Origin of the sequence: Stenotrophomonas sp. SMYL11 (assembly GCF_036320005.1) — a bacterium.
Lineage (GTDB): Bacteria > Pseudomonadota > Gammaproteobacteria > Xanthomonadales > Xanthomonadaceae > Stenotrophomonas > Stenotrophomonas maltophilia_A.
This window is the reverse complement of record NZ_JAWIRS010000008.1, coordinates 145,109-162,524: the sequence shown is the minus strand read 5'-3', so window position 1 is coordinate 162,524 and position 17,416 is coordinate 145,109. Positions and strand designations below refer to the sequence as shown.

The following is a 17,416-nucleotide window of genomic DNA, read 5'->3' as shown; positions in this document are numbered from 1 at the left end:
GTCGCGCCACCGCGTGCGAATCCAGCCGCGAGTCGGATAAGCTACGGACTCCTGCCACTGGAGCTGTCGCATGAAGGTTTTTCGTCTGCTGGTCCTGCTGGCGGTTCTGATCCTTGGATTGATCATCGGTGCGGTCAACATGACCGCGATGTCGATCAACCTGCTGTTTACCCAACTGCATACCTCGGTGGGCGTGGCCCTGATCGCCGCGCTGCTGGTGGGTGTCATCGTCGGTGCCGGCCTGGTGCTGGTGAGCGTGGTCATTCCGCTCTACAGCCAGTTGCGCCGCGCCAACAAGTCCGCTGTCGCCACGTCGGCACCGGTTGCTTCCCCCCAATCTTTTGATGGACGCTGATCGAAGATGGATTTCGTCACCGAGTGGTTCTGGTTCTTCCTGTTCGTTCCGCTGGCCGCACTGGCCGGGTGGGTGATCGGACGGCGTGGTGGTCAACGCCACGGTGACAGCCAGGTCAGCCGCCTGTCCAGCACCTACTTCCGCGGCCTGAACTACCTGCTCAACGAGCAGCCGGACAAGGCCATCGAACTGTTCCTGCACATCGCCGAGCTGGACAAGGAAACCTTCGAGACCCAGGTCGCGCTGGGCCACCTGTTCCGCCGCCGCGGCGAAGTCGACCGCGCCATCCGCCTGCACCAGGGCCTGGTCAACCGCCACGACCTCAGCGATGCGCAACGCGTGCAGGCGCTGCTGGCGCTGGGCGAGGACTACATGAAGTCCGGCCTGCTGGACCGCGCCGAGACTGTGTTCACCGAACTGGCCCAGCTGGACCAGCGTGCGCCGCAGGCACTCAAGCACCTGATCGGTATCTACCAGGCCGAGCGCGACTGGGAAAAGGCGATCGACAACGCGACCCGTTTCGAGGACGTCACCGGCGAGCCGATGGGCAAGCTGATCGGGCAGTTCGAGTGCGAACTGGCCGAACGCTTCCGCGGTGCCGGCAAGCTGGAAGAGGCGAGGGCAGCGATTGCCCGGGCCTACCAGGCCGATGCGATGTCGGTGCGTGCCGGCATCATCGAAGGACGCCTGGAAACCGATGCCGGCAATCCGGAAGCGGCCGTGCGCGCCTTCGAGCGCGCTGCGCGCAACGATCCGGAGTACCTGCCGGAGCTGCTGCCGGCGCTGATGCAGAACTACCGCAAGGTGGGCGATCTGGCCGGCGCGCGCGCCTTCCTGTCGGAGATGACCGAGCATTACCGTGGTATCGCCCCGGTGCTGGCGCTGACCCGACTGATGGAAGAGCAGGAGGGCGTGGCCCCGGCCCGTGCCTACCTGGGCCGCCAGCTCAAGGATCGCCCGTCGGTGCGTGGCGAGTCCGCGCTGATCGACCTGACTCTGGCTGAAGGCGCCGATTCCACGGCGACCCTGCACGACCTCAAGCACATCACCGACCAGTTGCTGGTGCGCAATCCGGCCTATCGCTGCACCCGTTGTGGTTTCGGTGCGCGCACCCACCACTGGCAGTGCCCGAGCTGCAAGGAGTGGGGTACGGTCAAGCCGCTGCTGAACTACGCGGTGCTCTGATCCATGCCGTGGCTCGTGATGGGCGCGCTGCTGGGCCTGGCCCTGCTGAGTGCGGCACTGACCTGGGCAGCGCGGGGCTACGCGCTGCGCCGGCAACTGTTTGACCAGCCGGGCGAGCGCCGCAGTCACAGCGTGGCGACCCCCCGCGGCGGCGGCATCGCCATTGTCATCAGCCTGCTGGTGACCGCCGGTGTTGCCATGTGGGCCTGGCCCGAAGCGCGTCCGGGCCTGCTGGTCGCCAGCCTTGGCCTGGCGCTGGTGGCGGGTATCGGCTGGTGGGACGACCACCGGCCGCTGCCGGCCATGCGCCGCCTGATGGTGCACTTCATCGCCGCCGCGCTGCTGGCCGCGCTGGTCAAGGTCCACGGAGGCAGCTGGCTACTGGCCGTACTGGTCCTGCTGTTCACCGCCTCGCTGATCAACATCTGGAATTTCATGGATGGGATCAACGGCATCGCGGCCAGCCAGGCCATCGTGGTCGCGCTGGGGCTGGCACCGCTGCTGCCCTGGCCGTACTCGCTGGCGGCGGTCGCGTTGGGCCTGGCCTGCCTGGGCTTCCTGCCGTTCAACTTTCCGCGGGCCCGGATCTTCATGGGCGATGTCGGAAGTGGCGCGCTGGGCTACGCGGTGGCGGCAGTGCTGGCACTGGCCAGCGTCAAGACCGACATCCACTGGATCCTGCTGCTGGTGTCGGCATCGCCGTTCCTTGTGGACGCGGGCTTCACACTGCTGGCGCGCATCATTTCCGGGCAACGCTGGATGGAACCCCATACCCAGCATGTCTACCAGCGCGCGGTGCAGGCAGGAGCCAGTCACGCCCAGGTGACAGGGATGTACTTTGCTTTGGGCCTGTTCAGTATTACAGTGCTTAATGTCTGCTCCAATTTGCAGCCGAGGTGGGAGGCTGCCGTGGCGATCGCGTGGTTCATTGCGCTGAGCGTCCTCTGGCTCCTCCTGCGCAATGGATTGCGCCACCCAAAAGGAAATACCTGACTTATGGCTTCACCCTGGCGGGACAGAATCCTCGGCCTGATGCCGCGTTCGGCCATCGTCTGCCACGACCTGTTCATGGTCTGGGCATGCTGGCAGCTGCTCCACGCGGGGCGGTATTCGATCCTGGCCAACGCCCCCGAGCTCCCTCTCTGGAACGTCGACACCACGCTGGTGCTGCTGCTGCAGGGCATGGTGTTCTGGCGCGTGGGCCTCTATCGGGGCCTGTGGCGGTTCGCCAGCGTCAGCGACCTGCTGAACATCTTCAAGGCCAGCTTCATCGGCATGGTCGCCATCGTGCTGGTGCTGATGTGGAAGCGCTTCGACGGCGTGCCGATGTCGGTGCTGGTGATCTATCCGTTCGCGCTGTCGGCGCTGCTGGGCGCGCCGCGCCTGCTGTACCGGGCCTGGAAGGACTATCAGGCACTGCAGTCGGACTCGTCCGCGCGCCGCGTGCTGATCCTGGGTGCCGGCCAGGCCGCCGAGACCCTGGTCCGTGACCTGCGCCGTTCCGGTAATTTCGAGCCGGTCGGCCTGCTGGACGACGCGCCACACCTGCGCGGCGCCAAGCTGCAGGGCCTGCCGATCCTCGGCACCCTGGACGATGCGCCGACAGTGGTCCGGGAGACGGCGGCCAAGCTGCTGGTGATCGCCATTCCGTCGCTGGACGCGGCGGGCATGCAGCGGATCGTCGCCATCTGCGAAAGCACCGGTGTGCCGTTCCGTACCGTGCCCAAGCTCAGCGACATCCTGCAGGGCCAGTCGCTGCCGGGGCAGCTGAAGGAAGTGGCGATCGAGGATCTGCTGGGCCGCAAGCCGATCATGCCGGACTGGAACCTGATCCGTGGCTGGCTGGGCGGGCGTACGGTGATGGTCACCGGTGCCGGCGGTTCGATCGGCTCCGAGCTCTGCCGCCAGTGCGCACGGCATGGTGCCGGCCGCATCATCCTGCTCGAGATCAGCGAACTGCTGCTGCTGACCATCGAAGGCGAGCTGCGGCGCAGCTTCCCCGATGTCGAGATCGAGGCGGTGCTGGGTGACTGCGGTGACCCGGCGGTGATCCGCCACGCCCTGTCGCTGCATCCGGTCGACACCGCCTTCCATGCGGCTGCCTACAAGCACGTTCCGGTGCTGGAGCGGCAGCTGCGCGAAGCGGTGCGCAACAACATCCTGGCCACCGAGAACGTGGCCCGCGCCTGCCTGGAAGCGCGCGTTGAACATTTCGTGTTCATCTCCACCGACAAGGCGGTCGACCCGGTCAATGCACTGGGCGCCAGCAAGCGCTATGCGGAGATGATCTGCCAGAGCCTGGACCAGAAGTCCACGCATACCCGTTTCGTTACGGTGCGCTTTGGCAACGTGCTGGCTTCGGCCGGCAGCGTGGTGCCGCTGTTCCGCGAACAGATCCTGCGTGGCGGTCCGGTGACCGTCACCGACCCGGAAGTCAGTCGCTACTTCATGACCATCCCGGAGGCCTGCCAGCTGATCCTGCAGGCGGCCGCTTCGGCATCGCATGGTGCGATCTATACGCTCGACATGGGCGAGCCGGTGCCGATCCGCGTGCTGGCCGAGCAGATGATCCGCCTGGCCGGCAAGCAGCCGTACAAGGACATTCCGATCATCTACACCGGGCTGCGTCCGGGCGAGAAGCTGCACGAGACGCTGTTCTATTCGGACGAGGACTACCGTTCCACCGCGCACCCGAAGATTCTCGAGGCCGGTGTACGTACGTTCTCGCGTGACCTGGTGCTGGGCAATGTCCCGCGCCTGCGCGATGCCGTGGCTGGTTACGACACGACCAGCATCCAGGAGATCCTGTTCGCGACGATGCCGGAGTTCTCGCCGATCGAACAGGATGCTTACATTTCATCCGCTAAAGTCGTGCCCTTTCCGGCACGTGAGGCCAACAGGCACCAATGAGCAAGCGAATTCGCAAGGCAGTTTTTCCAGTGGCAGGGCTCGGGACGCGCTTTTTGCCGGCAACCAAGACGGTTCCGAAGGAAATGTTGCCGATCATTGATCGTCCGCTGATCCAGTACGCGGTCGATGAAGCGATCGAAGCAGGCTGCGACACGCTGGTGTTCATCACCAACCGCTACAAGCATGCGGTGGCCGACTACTTCGACAAGGCCTACGAACTGGAGCAGAAGCTCGAGCGCGCCGGCAAGCAGGAGCAGCTGGAGATGATCCGCCATGTGCTGCCCAATGGCGTGCGCGCGATCTTCGTGACCCAGGCCGAAGCACTGGGCCTGGGCCATGCGGTGCTTTGCGCCAAGGCCGTGATCGGTGACGAGCCGTTCGCGGTGCTGCTGCCGGACGACCTGATCTGGAACCGCGGCGATGGCGCGCTGAAGCAGATGGCCGACCTCAACGAAGCCAGTGGCGCCAGCGTGATCGCGGTGGAAGACGTGCCGCATGACAAGACCGCCAGCTACGGCATCGTGGCCACCGACGCGTTCGATGGCCGCAAGGGCCGTATCTCGCAGATCGTGGAGAAGCCGAAGCCGGAGGACGCGCCGAGCGACCTGGCCGTGGTGGGCCGCTACGTGCTGAGCCCGAAGATCTTCGAGCTGCTGGAGCAGACCGGCAGTGGTGCCGGTGGCGAGATCCAGCTGACGGATGCGATCGCGCAGCTGCTGAAGACCGAAGAGGTCGATGCCTACCGCTTCGAGGGCACCCGCTTCGACTGCGGCACGCACCTGGGGCTGGTGGAGGCGACGATCCGCTTCGCGCTGGACAACCCGAAGCTGGCTGGCCCGGCGCGGGAGAAGCTGGCGGCGATGTTGGCGGAATAAGGGTTTTATCAAGCGCTCCGTGCTGCGCCTTGATTGATACGTGGGGGAGGGGGCGGATGGCCCTCTCCAAAACACGCCAAAGCCCTTCCATGGTGCTCGATGGCGCCTTGCTCGTGTGCGCTGTCCTGCGCACACGGCAAGACCGGGGTTGGGCGTCCTGCCCAACCCGCCCAAGGCATGCCTTGGGCCCATGGCGCCAACGGTTTTGGAGAGGGCCATCCGCCCCCTCTCGACAGTTTCCGTGCGGCGCGGACGGGAAGGGCGGAATCAAGGGCAAGAGCAAAAGCAAAAACAAGAAGGCAGCCATAGGCTGCCTTTTTGTTTCCAGAACATCCACGCACTGGTGTGGATCTGAGTGGATCTCTTTGCGCAGCTAAGCGTTCTGGCCCTGGCCTTTGACCTTGCCTTTGCTCACCCCTCCGCCGCGCGGAATGATGGGTGGCGCGGGTGGGTGAGGCTGACCGGGACTGTCAGCGGCATGGATGCCGCTGCCAAGCCCCCAGGGACGGGTTCACGGCGTGTCCCGGGCAGCCTCACCCACCCGGGCGCCACAGCCAACCAGCAATCAGCCGGCAACGCTTTGAACCTTACAGCGCCTCGAAAATACCCGCTGCGCCCATGCCGGTGCCGATGCACATCGTCACCATGCCGTACTTCTGCTGGCGACGACGCAGGCCGTGCAGCAGGGTTGCAGTGCGGATCGCGCCGGTCGCACCCAGCGGGTGGCCCAGGGCAATCGCGCCACCCAGCGGGTTGACCTTGTTCGGGTCCAGGCCGCAATCGCGGATCACCGCCAGCGACTGCGCGGCGAACGCTTCGTTCAGTTCAATCCAGTCCAGCTGGTCCTGGCTCAGGCCCGCCTGCTTCAGTGCCTTCGGGATCGCGGCGATCGGGCCGATGCCCATCACTTCCGGGCGCACGCCGGCTACCGAGAAGCTGACGAAACGGGCCAGCGGGGTCAGGCCGTAATCCTTGATCGCCTGTTCCGAGGCCAGCAGCACGGCGCCGGCGCCATCGCTCATCTGCGACGAGTTGCCAGCAGTGACGGTGCCGCCGAACTGGCCGTTGCGGAACACCGGGCGCAGCTTGGCCAGGCCTTCGGCCGAGGAGTCCGGGCGCGGGCCTTCGTCGGTGTCGGCGATCTTGTTGCGGGTGATGATGCGCTGGCCATCGGCCAGGTCCGGCAGGTGCGAGACGATCTCGTACGGGCTGATCTCGTCCTTGAACTCGCCGTTCTGGATCGCGGCCATGGCCTTCTGGTGCGAGGCCAGGGCGAAGGCGTCCTGGTCTTCGCGCGAGACCTTCCACTCTTCGGCGACCTTCTCGGCCGTGATGCCCATGCCGTAGGCGATGGCGACGTGGTCGTTGTCGAACACGCTCGGCGCCATGGCAATCTTGTTGCCCATCATCGGCACCATCGACATCGACTCGGTGCCGCCGGCCAGCATCAGGTCGGCGTTGCCCAGGCGGATCGCGTCGGCGGCCTGCGCCACGGCCTGCAGGCCGGAGGAGCAGAAGCGGTTCACGGTCTGCGCGGCGATGGTGTTCGGCAGGCCGGCCAGCAGCACGCCGATGCGCGCCACGTTCATGCCCTGCTCGGCTTCCGGCATGGCACAGCCGATGATTGCGTCATCGATGCGGTTGACGTCCACGCCCGGGGCCTGGGAGACGACGCTGCGCAGCACGTGCGCAAGCATGTCGTCGGGGCGGGTATTGCGGAACATGCCCTTGGGCGCCTTGCCAACCGGGGTGCGGGTGGCGGCGACGATGTAGGCGTCCTGGATTTGCTTGGTCATTGCAGTGATCTCTCGAATGGGGTTTGTAGAGTCGAGCCATGCTCGACTGCCACAGCAGGTGGTGCCGGCCGCAGCCGGCACCCGCCATCAATCAGTTGCGCAGCGGCTTGCCGGTCTTCAGCATGTGCGCGATGCGGGCCTGGGTCTTTTCCTGCTGGGCCAGTTCAACGAAGTGCTTGCGCTCCAGGGTCAGCAGCCACTCTTCGTCGACCAGGGTGCCGCGGTCGACCTTGCCGCCGCACAGCACGGTGGCGATGCGCTCGGCGATCTCGTAGTCGTACGGGCTGATGAAACGGCCTTCCAGCATGTTGACCAGCATCATCTTGAAGGTGGCGATGCCGACGTCACCAGCAACCTGGATGCGGCGTGCCGGCAGCGGCGGACGGTAGCCCGCTTCGGCCAGCGCGCGTGCTTCGGCCTTGGCGATGTGCAGCGCCTCGTAGCTGTTGAACACCACCTTGTCGGTGCTGCGCAGCAGGCCCAGCTCCTTGGCGTTGACCGCCGAGTTGGAGACCTTGGCCATCGCCACGGTCTCGAAGGTCTTCTTCAGTTCGGCGAACACGTCACCGCCCGGGCCAGCGGCCTGCGAGGCGCGCACGGCCAGTTCCTTCAGGCCGCCACCGGCCGGCAGCAGGCCCACTCCGGCCTCGACCAGGCCGATGTAGCTTTCCAGGAAGGCCACGGTCTTGGCGCTGTGCATCTGGAACTCGCAGCCACCACCCAGCGCCAGGCCGCGCACGGCAGCCACCACCGGCACCAGCGAGTACTTGATGCGCTGGCTGGTGCGCTGGAAGTTGGCGACCATCTCTTCGAACTGGTCGACCTTGCCGGCCTGCAGCAGGCCCAGCGCACCGGCCAGGTCGGCGCCGGCGGAGAAGGGTTCCTTCTGCTGCCAGATCACCAGGCCCTGGAAGTTCTTTTCGGCAAGTGACACGCATTCCTGCAGGCCGTCGAGCACGTGGTCGGACACGGTGTTCATCTTGGTCTTGAAGCTGACCACGGCGATGCCGTCGCCGTCGTGCCACATGCGCAGGCCGTCGTTCTCGAACACGGTCTCGCCCGGGGCAAACTTCTCGCCCAGCAGCGGATCGGGGAAGCGCTGGCGCTGATACACCGGCAGCGACGAGCGCGGCAGCTTGGCGTTGCGCGACGGGCTGTAGCTGCCCTCGGCGGCGTGCACGCCGTCGCGGCCATCGAACACCCAGTCCGGCAGCGGGGCGTTGCTCATGCTCTTGCCGGCGACGATGTCATCGGCGATCCACTGCGCCACCTGCTTCCAGCCGGCGGCCTGCCAGGTTTCGAACGGGCCCAGCGACCAGCCGTAGCCCCAGCGGATGGCCAGGTCGACGTCGCGCGCGGTCTCGGCGATGTCGGCCAGGTGGTAGGCGCTGTAGTGGAACAGGTCGCGGAAGGTCGCCCACAGGAATTGCGCCTGCGGGTGCTGGCTCTCGCGCAGCTTGGCGAACTTCTCGGCCGGGTTCTTGATCTTCAGGATCTCGACCACTTCCGGCGCGGCGGTGCGGTCGGCCGGGCGGTAGTCCTGCTTTTCCAGGTCCAGCACCACGATGTCCTTGCCGACCTTGCGGAAGATGCCGGCGCCGGTCTTCTGGCCCAGTGCGCCCTTGGAAATCAGCGCGTCCAGCCACTTCGGCGACTTGAAGAATTCGTGCCACGGGTCATTCGGCAGGGTGTCGCCCATGGTCTTGATGACGTGGGCCATGGTGTCCAGGCCGACCACGTCGGAGGTGCGGTAGGTGGCCGACTTCGGGCGGCCAACCAGCGGGCCGGTCAGGCCGTCCACTTCATCGAAGCCCAGGCCGAACTGCTGGGTGTGGTGGATGGTGGACAGGATCGAGAACACGCCGATGCGGTTGCCGATGAAGTTCGGGGTGTCCTTGGCGTAAACCACGCCCTTGCCCAGGGTGGTGACCAGGAATTCTTCCAGGCCTTCCAGCACGGCGGCGTCGGTGGTGGTGGCCGGGATCAGCTCGGCCAGGTGCATGTAGCGCGGCGGGTTGAAGAAGTGCACGCCGCAGAAGCGGTGGCGCAGCTGCTCGGGCAGCACGTCGGCCAGCTTGTTGATGCCCAGGCCCGAGGTATTGGAGGCCAGCACGGCGTGGTCGGCCACGAACGGCGCGATCTTCTTGTACAGGTCCTGCTTCCAGTCCATGCGTTCGGCGATGGCCTCGATGATCAGGTCGCAGTCCTTCAGCTGCTCCAGGCCGGACTCGTAGTTGGCCGGGGTGATGGCTTCGGCCAGCGACTTGCTGGCCAGCGGCGCCGGGCTCAGCTTGCCCAGGTTGGCGATCGCCTTCAGCACGATGCCGTCGGCCGGGCCTTCCTTGGCGGGCAGGTCGAACAGCACGGTGTCGACGCCAGCGTTGGTGAGGTGGGCGGCGATCTGGGCACCCATGACGCCGGCACCCAGCACGGCGGCGCGGCGGACTAGCAGGGAATTGGACATGGTGTAGGGCCTTTGTTGGTCAGCAGTTACTGGGTGGAATCAAGGGGAAGCGGGCAGGGCGCTGGCGCGTGCGGCGGCGCGGAACCCGGCTTCGGCGAAATGGATCAGTTCGTGGGCGGCATGGGCACGATGCGCCGCTTCGGTGACACCGGCGGGACGCTTGATCAGCCCGAAGTCGGCCATGGCATAGGTGAGCGAGCCGGCCAGGAAATCCAAGCGCCAGTACAGCTCTTCCTTGCTCAGGTCGGGTGCGCATTCGGCAATCGCCTTGCCGAACGCACGCAGCACGTGGCCGTAGTGGTCGGACAGGAACTTGCGCAGGTTGTCGTTCTTCTCGGCGTAGGCGCGGGCGATCACGCGCACGAAGGCGCCGCCGTTCTGGCGGTCCTGGGCCAGTGCCAGCGCCGGTTCGACGAAGGCGGCCAGCACCGGGCGCAGCTGCCCGGGGTGTTCGCTGCGCGCGCGCTCAAGCTGCGCCAGGCGCGCGCCGGTCATCTCGTCCATGCGGCGGCGGAACACCTCGTTGACCAGGTTTTCCTTGGAGCCGAAGTGGTAGTTGACCGCGGCGATGTTGACGTCGGCCTGGCTGGTCACCTGGCGCAGCGAGGTGCCGGCGAAGCCGTGCTGTGCGAACAGCTCCTCGGCCGCGCCGAGGATCCGGTCCTTGGTCGAGAAGTGGGCGGGTTTGGCCATCGGCGGGCGGACCTTAATCAAACGATTGTTTGATACTAGGACCAGACGCTAGCGTATGGCATTTTGCAGTGCAGCAAAAATGCCCGGACCGGTCAGATTTCACTCAGGTGGGTGAATGGGCGCAAAGGGTAGTGCCGGGGGGGGGGGGGGGCCCCCCCCCCCCCCCCCCCGGCGGCGGCCTGCGGCGCCCGGGCCGCTCCCCCCCCCCCCCCTCCCCCCCGCGGCGCCGCCCCCCCCCCCCCCCCCCCCCCCCACTACCACCCTGCCGCTTTATCTTTTACAATTCGCCTACGTTTATCAGGCTAAGCCCGCGTCCCGACGCGGGTTTTTTTCATGTTACCCTTCGGGCCATCAGCGGCCCGATTCCATTGGAGACATCCCATGGCGCTGGAGCGCACCCTTTCGATCATCAAGCCGGACGCCGTTGCCAAGAACGTCATCGGCGAAATCTACGCCCGCTTCGAGAAGGCCGGCCTGAAGGTCGTGGCCGCCAAGTACAAGCAGCTGTCGCGCCGTGAAGCCGAAGGCTTCTACGCCGTGCACCGCGAGCGTCCGTTCTTCAACGCGCTGGTCGAGTTCATGATTTCCGGCCCGGTGATGATCCAGGCCCTGGAAGGCGAGAACGCCGTCCTGGCCCACCGCGACCTGCTGGGCGCCACCAACCCGAAGGAAGCCGCTGCGGGCACCATCCGCGCCGACTTCGCCGAATCCATCGATGCCAACGCCGCCCACGGCTCGGACTCGGTCGAGAATGCCGCGATTGAAATCGCCTACTTCTTCGCCGCCACCGAAGTCGTTTCGCGCTGAGAGTAATGCCGTGAACGAGGTCGTACAGTCCCCCGCCATCCAGCCGCTGCCGAAGTCGGCACCCACGGCTGGCAAGCAGAACCTGCTCGACCTCGATCGCGCGGGCCTGGAGAAGTTCTTCGTCGAGGTTCTCGGCGAGAAGAAGTTCCGTGCCCATCAGGTGATGAAGTGGATCCACCATCGCTACGTCACCGATTTCGATGAAATGACCGACCTCGGCAAGGTCCTGCGCGCCAAGCTGCAGGCCCATGCCGAGGTGCTGGTTCCCAACATCGTGTTCGACAAGCCCTCCGCCGACGGCACCCACAAGTGGCTGCTGGCGATGGGCGTGGATGGCAAGAACGCCATCGAGACCGTGTACATCCCGGACAAGACCCGCGGCACGCTGTGCGTGTCCTCGCAGGTCGGTTGCGGCCTGAACTGCACGTTCTGCTCCACTGCCACCCAGGGCTTCAACCGCAACCTGACCACCGCCGAGATCATCGGCCAGGTGTGGGTTGCCGCACGCCACCTGGGCAACGTGCCGCACCAGATGCGCCGCCTCACCAACGTGGTGATGATGGGCATGGGCGAGCCGCTGATGAATTTCGACAACGTCGTGCGCGCCATGAGCGTGATGCGCGACGACCTGGGCTACGGCCTGGCCAACAAGCGCGTGACCCTGTCCACTTCCGGCCTGGTACCGCAGATTGATCGCCTGTCTGCCGAAAGCGACGTGTCGCTGGCGGTGTCGCTGCATGCGCCGAACGACGCGCTGCGCGAGACCCTGGTGCCGCTCAACAAGAAGTACCCGATCGCCGAGCTGATGGCCTCGTGCGCACGCTACCTGCGCGCCAACAAGCGCCGCGAATCGGTCACCTTCGAATACACCCTGATGAAGGGCATCAACGACAAGCCCGAGCATGCACGCGAATTGGCCCGCCTGATGCGGCAGTTCGACAACGCGGTGCAGGCCAAGGATTCGGGCAAGGTCAACCTGATCCCCTTCAATCCGTTCCCGGGCACCCGCTACGAGCGTTCGGAAGAGGCGCACATCCGCGCCTTCCAGAAGATCCTGCTCGACAGCAACGTGCTGACGATGGTCCGCCGCACCCGTGGCGACGACATCGACGCCGCCTGTGGCCAGCTCAAGGGCCAGGTGATGGACCGCACCCGCCGCCAGGCGGAGTTCAACAAGACGCTGCAGGCGGGGAAGGGGAGCGATGCCGCGGCCTGACCGCCTTTGGCTGGTTCTGCTCGCAGGCGTGCTGGCCGTTGCGGTCGGCGGCTGCAAATCCCATCCCAAGGCCAAGCTGGGCCCCAGCGAGGCGCCGTTCTACTCGGTCCGTGATCCGGACAGCGTGCGGCGCCAGGTGCGCCTGCAGGACCTGCTGGCCCTGGCCGCCCGCGACATGCAGGTGGGCAACCTCGATGCGGCCGAACGCAAGGCTCGCGAGGCGCTGAAGCTGGCCCCCGAGTCGCCCGATGCGCTGGTGCTGCTGGCCGGCATCGACGAGCGCCGTGGCCGGACCCAGCAGGCTGGCGAGAGCTTCCGCAGGGCTGCCGAACAGGCGCCGCAGCGCGGGGACATTCTCAACAATTACGGCGCGTGGCTGTGCCAGCAGGGCCGGCCGGCCGAGTCGCTGGTCTGGTTCGATCGTGCGCTGCAGGCGCCGGGCTACGCCACGGCGGCCGAAGCACAGGCCAATGCCGGCGGCTGTGCGCTGGATGCGGGCCAGTTCGAACGTGCCGAGCGCGACCTGCGTGCGGCGCTGGCAACGCTGCCGGGAAACCCGGTCGCGCTGGAGGCGATGGCCCAGCTCAGCTTCCGCCAGGGCCGCTTCATGGAGGCCCGGGCCTTCGCCGAACGTAGGATTGCGGCTGCACCCGCAACGCGTTCCGTGTTACAACTTGCGTCTCAAATCGAAGCGCGGCTGGGTGATCGGGCGGCATCTGACCGCTATCTTCAGCGCATTCGACAGGAATTTCCGCAGGAAGCGGGCTCCTAACTCCAGGGTTGATGCATTGTGATTGATGACCAGACTGTGAGCGCTCTCGAGACTGCGGCCGGCTGCGGCAGCCGCCTGCGCCAGGCCCGCGAGGCGGCCGGACTGACCCTCGAAGATGTCGGCTCGCGCCTGCGCATGCCGGTCCAGGTGGTCAAGTCGCTGGAAGAGGAACAATGGCAGAAGCTCGGCGCGCCGGTGTTCGTGCGCGGCCAGCTGCGCAGCTACGCGCGCCTGCTGGACGTGGATGTGAGCCAGCTGCTGGAGCAGGCCCAGGTCGGCCCGGTGGTGCCGCCCACCCTGGTCAGCCATACCCATACCCCGCGTGCGCGCCGCATTGCCGAGAATTTCGGCCGTCGCGTGCTGTATGTCGGTATCACCGCGGTGCTGGCGGTGCCGGTGTGGTTCGCCACCCGTGGTCATTTTGATGGCAGTGCGACGCCGTCGCCGAACACCGCTTCGCTGGACGCGATCCCGGCCGCTGTGCCGGTGACCCCGTCTGCCGCCGGCGTCGAGCCGGCCGCCGTGGCTGACGTGGCGAGCGCCCCGGCCAGCAAGCCGGCCGCCACCCCGTACGTAGCCTCGCTGGCCCCGGTGCCGCGTTCAGCCCCGGCACCAGCGGCTGCCGCCAACACCCTGGACATGCAGTTCAGTGGCGACAGCTGGGTCGATATCGGCGGCCCGGACGGCGCTACCGTCGAGAAGGCGCTGATCAAGTCCGGCGAGAGCCGCAGCTTCACGCCGGGCCAGGTGGCCCGGGTGACCCTGGGCAACGCCTCGGCGGTCCAGGTTCAGCAGAACGGCGCTATCGTCGATCTGACCCCCTACCAGCGAGCCAACGTGGCACGCTTTCAGGTATCCTCTGAAGGCTCCGTAGTCCCGGTTTCGCACTGAGGCGCGGTTTCACCACCTTCGATTAATCCCAATGGTCCCTCCCGATGGGCGGGGCGAGAGTACGCATGGCGATCGACGATCTGCTCGACGAGCACGAACAAAGTGAACGCGTCCGCAGCTGGCTGCGGAAGAATGGCGCCAGCATCCTCGGTGGCGTAGTCATCGCCATCGGTGCCATTGCCGGCTGGCAGTGGTACCAGAAGGATCAGGGCGGCAAGCTGGCCTCGGCCAATGTCGAGTACCAGAAGGTGCTCGTTGGCCTGCAGCAGAACAAGCTCGACGACGCCTCCAAGGCGGTCAAGGCGCTCGAAGCCGGCCCGTCCAGCATCTACGGCGACCTTGCGGCGCTGCAGCTGGCCAAGGCCCAGGTCGACGCCGGCAAGAACGAAGAAGCCCTGGCCACCCTGCGCGGCGTGAAGGTCGAAGGTGACCTGCAGCGCGTGGTCGACCAGCGTGTGGCCCGCCTGCTGGTGGCCACCGGCAAGAGTGACGAGGCGATCAAGCTGCTGGGCAGCGCCACCGACAGCAGCAGCCTGGAAATCCATGGCGACGCGCTGATGGCGCAGGGCAAGCGTGATGACGCCCGGGGCCAGTACGAGAAAGCGCTGAAGTCGCTGGACGTGGCAGCGCCGCAGCGGCGCCTGCTGGAAACCAAGGTTATGGACGCCGGCGGCACCGTTGCCGCCCCTGCGGAGTCGGTTTGATGAGTCAGAAGGTCATGATCACCCGCGTCGCCACCGTGCTCCTGATGGGCATGGCCCTGACCGGCTGCAGCACCGTGAAGGGCTGGTTCGCCGGCAAGGACGCGGCCGCGAAGAAGGCACAGGAACCGGCTGAGCTGGTCAAGTTCGAGCCGACCCTGAAGGTCAACAAGGCCTGGTCGGTCAACCTCGGCAAGGGCGAGCGCCGCATCGGCGTGCGCCAGGGCCCGGCCGTTGCCAACGGCCACGTGTTCGCTGCGGCACTCACCGGTGGCGTGCACGCCATCGACCTGCAGACCGGCAAGAAGGTCTGGACCTGGGAGCCGAAGAAGGAAAAGAAGAAGGCCAAGCTGCGCCTGTCCGGCGGCCCGGGGGTCGGTGAGAACCTGGTCGTGATCGGCACGCTTGATGGCCAGGTCATCGCCCTGGACATCAACGATGGCAGCGAGAAGTGGCGCGCCCGTGTTCCGGGTGAAGTCATCGCCGCGCCGGCCATCGCCCAGGGCGCGGTCTACGTGCGCAGCAATGACGGCCGCATCACCGCGTTCGATGCAGGCAACGGCACCCAGAAGTGGTTCAACCCGAGCGAGCTGCCGGCGCTGACCGTGCGTGGCAACGCGCCGGTGGTGACCGGCCCGGGCGTGCTGTTCATCGGCAAGGACGAGGGCGCGGTTGCCGCCCTGGCCCAGCAGGATGGCCGCACCCTGTGGGAACAGAATGTGGGCAACGGTGAAGGCCGTACCGAGCTGGAGCGCATGGCCGATGTCGACGGTGCGCCGGTGCTGGATGGCAACACCCTGTTCGTGAGCAGCTTCAAGAACCAGACGATGGCCATCGAAGGCCCGACCGGTCGCCCGCTGTGGGCGCGCGACCATGGCGGTGCCGGTGGCGTGGCGGTCTCGTCTGGCAATGTGTTCGTCACCGACAACAAGGGCGGCGTGTTCGGCCTGGACAAGGCCAGCGGTGCGGCGATGTGGTCGCAGACCGCACTGGCCCGTCGCTCGCTGACCGGCCCGGCACTGCACGGCGACTACGTCGTGGTCGGCGACTACAAGGGATACGTGCACTGGCTGCAGACCTCCGATGGTGCGATGGCGGCACGGGCAAAGAGCGGCGGTGACGCCCTGCTGGCCCAGCCAATCGTCGTAGACGGGGTGCTGCTGGTGCAGAACGTTGATGGCAAGCTGACCGCCTTCCGGTTGGCAAATTAAAAATTGGAGTAATCGCGATGCTGCCTTTGGTCGCCCTGGTTGGACGGCCGAATGTCGGCAAGTCGACTATTTTCAATGCGCTTACGCGCACCCGTGACGCGCTGGTCCATGACCAGCCCGGCGTCACCCGCGACCGCAACTACGGTGTCTGCCGTCTGGACGAGGACAATCATTTCCTCGTCGTCGACACCGGCGGTATCGCGGAAGAGGAAGAGGGTCTGGCAGGGGCTACCACCCGCCAGGCCCGTGCCGCTGCGGCGGAAGCCGACCTGATCCTGTTCGTGGTCGATGCCCGTGAGGGTACCTCGGCGATGGACGACGAGATCCTGGCCTGGCTGCGCAAGCTGTCGCGCCCGACGCTGCTGCTGATCAACAAGATCGACGGCACCGACGAGGACACCGTGCGTTCGGAATTTGCCCGTTACGGCTTCGGCGAGATGCTGACCGTGTCGGCCGCGCACCGCCAGGGTCTGGACGACCTGCTGGACGAAATGGTCCAGCGCCTGCCGGAAGAAGGCAGTGGCGAAGAGCTGGACAACGATCCGAACCGCATCCGCATCGCCTTCGTCGGCCGCCCGAACGTGGGCAAGTCCACCCTGGTCAACCGCATCCTCGGCGAGGAGCGCATGATCGCCTCCGACGTGCCGGGCACCACCCGCGACTCGATCGCAGTGGACCTGGAGCGTGATGGCCGCGAATACCGCCTGATCGACACCGCCGGCCTGCGCCGTCGTTCGCGCGTGGACGAGGTCGTCGAGAAGTTCTCGGTGGTCAAGACCATGCAGTCGATCGAGCAGTGCCAGGTGGCCGTGCTGATGCTCGACGCCACCGAAGGCGTGACCGACCAGGACGCCACCGTGCTCGGTGCCGTGCTTGACGCCGGCCGCGCGCTGGTCATTGCCATCAACAAGTGGGATGGCCTCACCGAGTACCAGCGCGAGCAGGCCGAAACCATGCTGTCGCTGAAGCTGGGCTTCGTGCCGTGGGCCGAGTCCGTGCGCATCTCGGCCAAGCATGGCTCGGGCCTGCGTGAGCTGTTCCGTGCGGTGCACCGCGCGCACGAATCGGCGAACAAGACCTTCACCACCAGCGAAGTGAACAAGGCGCTGGAAGTGGCGTACGAGACCAACCCGCCGCCGACCATCCGCGGCCATGTCTCCAAGCTGCGTTACGTGCACCCGGCCGGGGCAAACCCGCCGACCTTCATCGTGCATGGCACGCGGCTGAAGGAGCTGCAGGAATCGTACAAGCGCTACCTGGAGAACTTTTTCCGCAAGCGCTTCAAGCTGATCGGCACGCCGGTGAGCTTCATCTTCCGCGAGGGTACCAACCCGTACGAGGGCAAGAAGAACGTCCTCACCGAGCGGCAGGTCAAGGCCAAGCGGCGCTTGATGAAGCACGTCAAGGGCAAGTGATGCAGAGAAAGGCGGCCGTAGGGCCGCCTTTTTCGTTTGTGGTAGTGCCGGCCGCTGGCCGGCAACCCGATGATGCCTGGCGTGTGAGCGAGGTTGGCGGCCCCCGGCCGGCCAGAGCGTGTATC

At 66.3% G+C, this 17,416-nt stretch carries 15 protein-coding genes; 12 read left to right on the top strand and 3 right to left on the bottom strand.

Going from position 1 to position 17,416, the window contains the following annotated elements; translation table 11 throughout:
- Positions 1-70: 70 nt before the first annotated feature.
- The 5 genes from V3B46_RS13150 to galU are packed head-to-tail and all read left to right on the top strand — an operon-like array spanning position 71 to position 5,325.
- Positions 71-355 carry a LapA family protein gene (locus V3B46_RS13150; RefSeq protein WP_154263270.1) on the top strand — a complete coding sequence of 95 codons (285 nt, stop codon included), beginning with the start codon at positions 71-73 and terminating at the stop codon, positions 353-355.
- Positions 356-361: 6 nt separating this feature from the next.
- Positions 362-1,540: a lipopolysaccharide assembly protein LapB gene (gene lapB / locus V3B46_RS13145; protein WP_005416232.1), complete on the top strand. Its 1,179-nt coding sequence runs from the start codon at positions 362-364 to the stop codon at positions 1,538-1,540.
- A gap of 3 nt (positions 1,541-1,543) precedes the next feature.
- Positions 1,544-2,533: an MraY family glycosyltransferase gene (locus tag V3B46_RS13140; RefSeq protein ID WP_329892100.1), complete on the top strand. Its 990-nt coding sequence runs from the start codon at positions 1,544-1,546 to the stop codon at positions 2,531-2,533.
- Between the two features lie 3 nt (positions 2,534-2,536).
- A complete protein-coding gene (locus V3B46_RS13135; protein WP_032130079.1) occupies positions 2,537-4,450 on the top strand; it encodes a polysaccharide biosynthesis protein in 1,914 nt (637 codons plus the stop codon).
- Complete coding sequence (galU, locus tag V3B46_RS13130) at positions 4,447-5,325, top strand: UTP--glucose-1-phosphate uridylyltransferase GalU (protein ID WP_197594203.1); 879 nt, start codon at positions 4,447-4,449, stop codon at positions 5,323-5,325. The genes V3B46_RS13135 and galU overlap by 4 nt, the downstream gene beginning before the upstream one ends.
- A gap of 587 nt (positions 5,326-5,912) precedes the next feature.
- On the opposite strand, the gene V3B46_RS13125 is transcribed toward galU, so the two are convergent.
- The 3 genes from V3B46_RS13125 to V3B46_RS13115 all read right to left on the bottom strand — a co-directional run bounded on the left by V3B46_RS13125 (position 5,913) and on the right by V3B46_RS13115 (position 10,278).
- Entirely contained in the window at positions 5,913-7,121 is a 1,209-nt protein-coding gene (locus tag V3B46_RS13125) for an acetyl-CoA C-acyltransferase (RefSeq protein WP_329892099.1), read from the bottom strand.
- 91 nt (positions 7,122-7,212) lie between these two features.
- Positions 7,213-9,585 (bottom strand): 3-hydroxyacyl-CoA dehydrogenase/enoyl-CoA hydratase family protein, encoded by a 2,373-nt coding sequence (locus tag V3B46_RS13120; protein ID WP_154263274.1) that lies wholly within the window; start codon positions 9,583-9,585, stop codon positions 7,213-7,215.
- A 39-nt stretch (positions 9,586-9,624) separates the two neighbouring features.
- On the bottom strand, positions 9,625-10,278 hold the full coding sequence (locus tag V3B46_RS13115) for a TetR/AcrR family transcriptional regulator (RefSeq protein WP_006431024.1): 654 nt from the start codon (positions 10,276-10,278) through the stop codon (positions 9,625-9,627).
- Positions 10,279-10,659: 381 nt separating this feature from the next.
- On the opposite strand from V3B46_RS13115, the gene ndk reads away from it, so the two are divergent.
- The 7 genes from ndk (at position 10,660) to der (ending at position 17,291) form a co-directional block, all read left to right on the top strand.
- Positions 10,660-11,085: a nucleoside-diphosphate kinase gene (gene ndk / locus V3B46_RS13110; protein WP_008265389.1), complete on the top strand. Its 426-nt coding sequence runs from the start codon at positions 10,660-10,662 to the stop codon at positions 11,083-11,085.
- 10 nt (positions 11,086-11,095) lie between these two features.
- Positions 11,096-12,301: a dual-specificity RNA methyltransferase RlmN gene (gene rlmN / locus V3B46_RS13105; protein WP_005409296.1), complete on the top strand. Its 1,206-nt coding sequence runs from the start codon at positions 11,096-11,098 to the stop codon at positions 12,299-12,301.
- Entirely contained in the window at positions 12,288-13,073 is a 786-nt protein-coding gene (pilW, locus tag V3B46_RS13100) for a type IV pilus biogenesis/stability protein PilW (RefSeq protein WP_329892098.1), read from the top strand. Before rlmN ends, pilW begins: the two co-directional genes overlap by 14 nt.
- 18 nt (positions 13,074-13,091) lie before the next feature.
- A complete protein-coding gene (locus tag V3B46_RS13095; protein ID WP_154263276.1) occupies positions 13,092-13,964 on the top strand; it encodes a RodZ domain-containing protein in 873 nt (290 codons plus the stop codon).
- 65 nt (positions 13,965-14,029) lie between these two features.
- Positions 14,030-14,668, top strand: coding sequence for a YfgM family protein (locus tag V3B46_RS13090; RefSeq protein ID WP_154263277.1), 639 nt, complete (start codon positions 14,030-14,032; stop codon positions 14,666-14,668).
- Positions 14,668-15,876 (top strand): outer membrane protein assembly factor BamB, encoded by a 1,209-nt coding sequence (gene bamB, locus V3B46_RS13085; protein WP_121503076.1) that lies wholly within the window; start codon positions 14,668-14,670, stop codon positions 15,874-15,876. Before V3B46_RS13090 ends, bamB begins: the two co-directional genes overlap by 1 nt.
- A gap of 17 nt (positions 15,877-15,893) precedes the next feature.
- Positions 15,894-17,291: a ribosome biogenesis GTPase Der gene (gene der / locus V3B46_RS13080; protein ID WP_329892097.1), complete on the top strand. Its 1,398-nt coding sequence runs from the start codon at positions 15,894-15,896 to the stop codon at positions 17,289-17,291.
- The last annotated feature ends 125 nt before the right edge of the window (positions 17,292-17,416 follow it).

What these genes read in the sequence shown, in the direction of transcription:
- V3B46_RS13150 (WP_154263270.1), top strand. Translation starts at nt 71, where the DNA reads ATGAAGGTTTTTCGTCTGCTGGTCCTGCTGGCGGTTCTGATCCTTGGA.
- pilW (WP_329892098.1), top strand. Translation starts at nt 12,288, where the DNA reads ATGCCGCGGCCTGACCGCCTTTGGCTGGTTCTGCTCGCAGGCGTGCTG.
- V3B46_RS13140 (WP_329892100.1), top strand. Translation starts at nt 1,544, where the DNA reads ATGCCGTGGCTCGTGATGGGCGCGCTGCTGGGCCTGGCCCTGCTGAGT.
- galU (WP_197594203.1), top strand. Translation starts at nt 4,447, where the DNA reads ATGAGCAAGCGAATTCGCAAGGCAGTTTTTCCAGTGGCAGGGCTCGGG.
- V3B46_RS13125 (WP_329892099.1), bottom strand. Translation starts at nt 7,121, where the DNA reads ATGACCAAGCAAATCCAGGACGCCTACATCGTCGCCGCCACCCGCACC.
- ndk (WP_008265389.1), top strand. Translation starts at nt 10,660, where the DNA reads ATGGCGCTGGAGCGCACCCTTTCGATCATCAAGCCGGACGCCGTTGCC.
- lapB (WP_005416232.1), top strand. Translation starts at nt 362, where the DNA reads ATGGATTTCGTCACCGAGTGGTTCTGGTTCTTCCTGTTCGTTCCGCTG.
- V3B46_RS13115 (WP_006431024.1), bottom strand. Translation starts at nt 10,278, where the DNA reads ATGGCCAAACCCGCCCACTTCTCGACCAAGGACCGGATCCTCGGCGCG.
- V3B46_RS13120 (WP_154263274.1), bottom strand. Translation starts at nt 9,585, where the DNA reads ATGTCCAATTCCCTGCTAGTCCGCCGCGCCGCCGTGCTGGGTGCCGGC.
- V3B46_RS13090 (WP_154263277.1), top strand. Translation starts at nt 14,030, where the DNA reads ATGGCGATCGACGATCTGCTCGACGAGCACGAACAAAGTGAACGCGTC.
- der (WP_329892097.1), top strand. Translation starts at nt 15,894, where the DNA reads ATGCTGCCTTTGGTCGCCCTGGTTGGACGGCCGAATGTCGGCAAGTCG.
- V3B46_RS13135 (WP_032130079.1), top strand. Translation starts at nt 2,537, where the DNA reads ATGGCTTCACCCTGGCGGGACAGAATCCTCGGCCTGATGCCGCGTTCG.
- bamB (WP_121503076.1), top strand. Translation starts at nt 14,668, where the DNA reads ATGAGTCAGAAGGTCATGATCACCCGCGTCGCCACCGTGCTCCTGATG.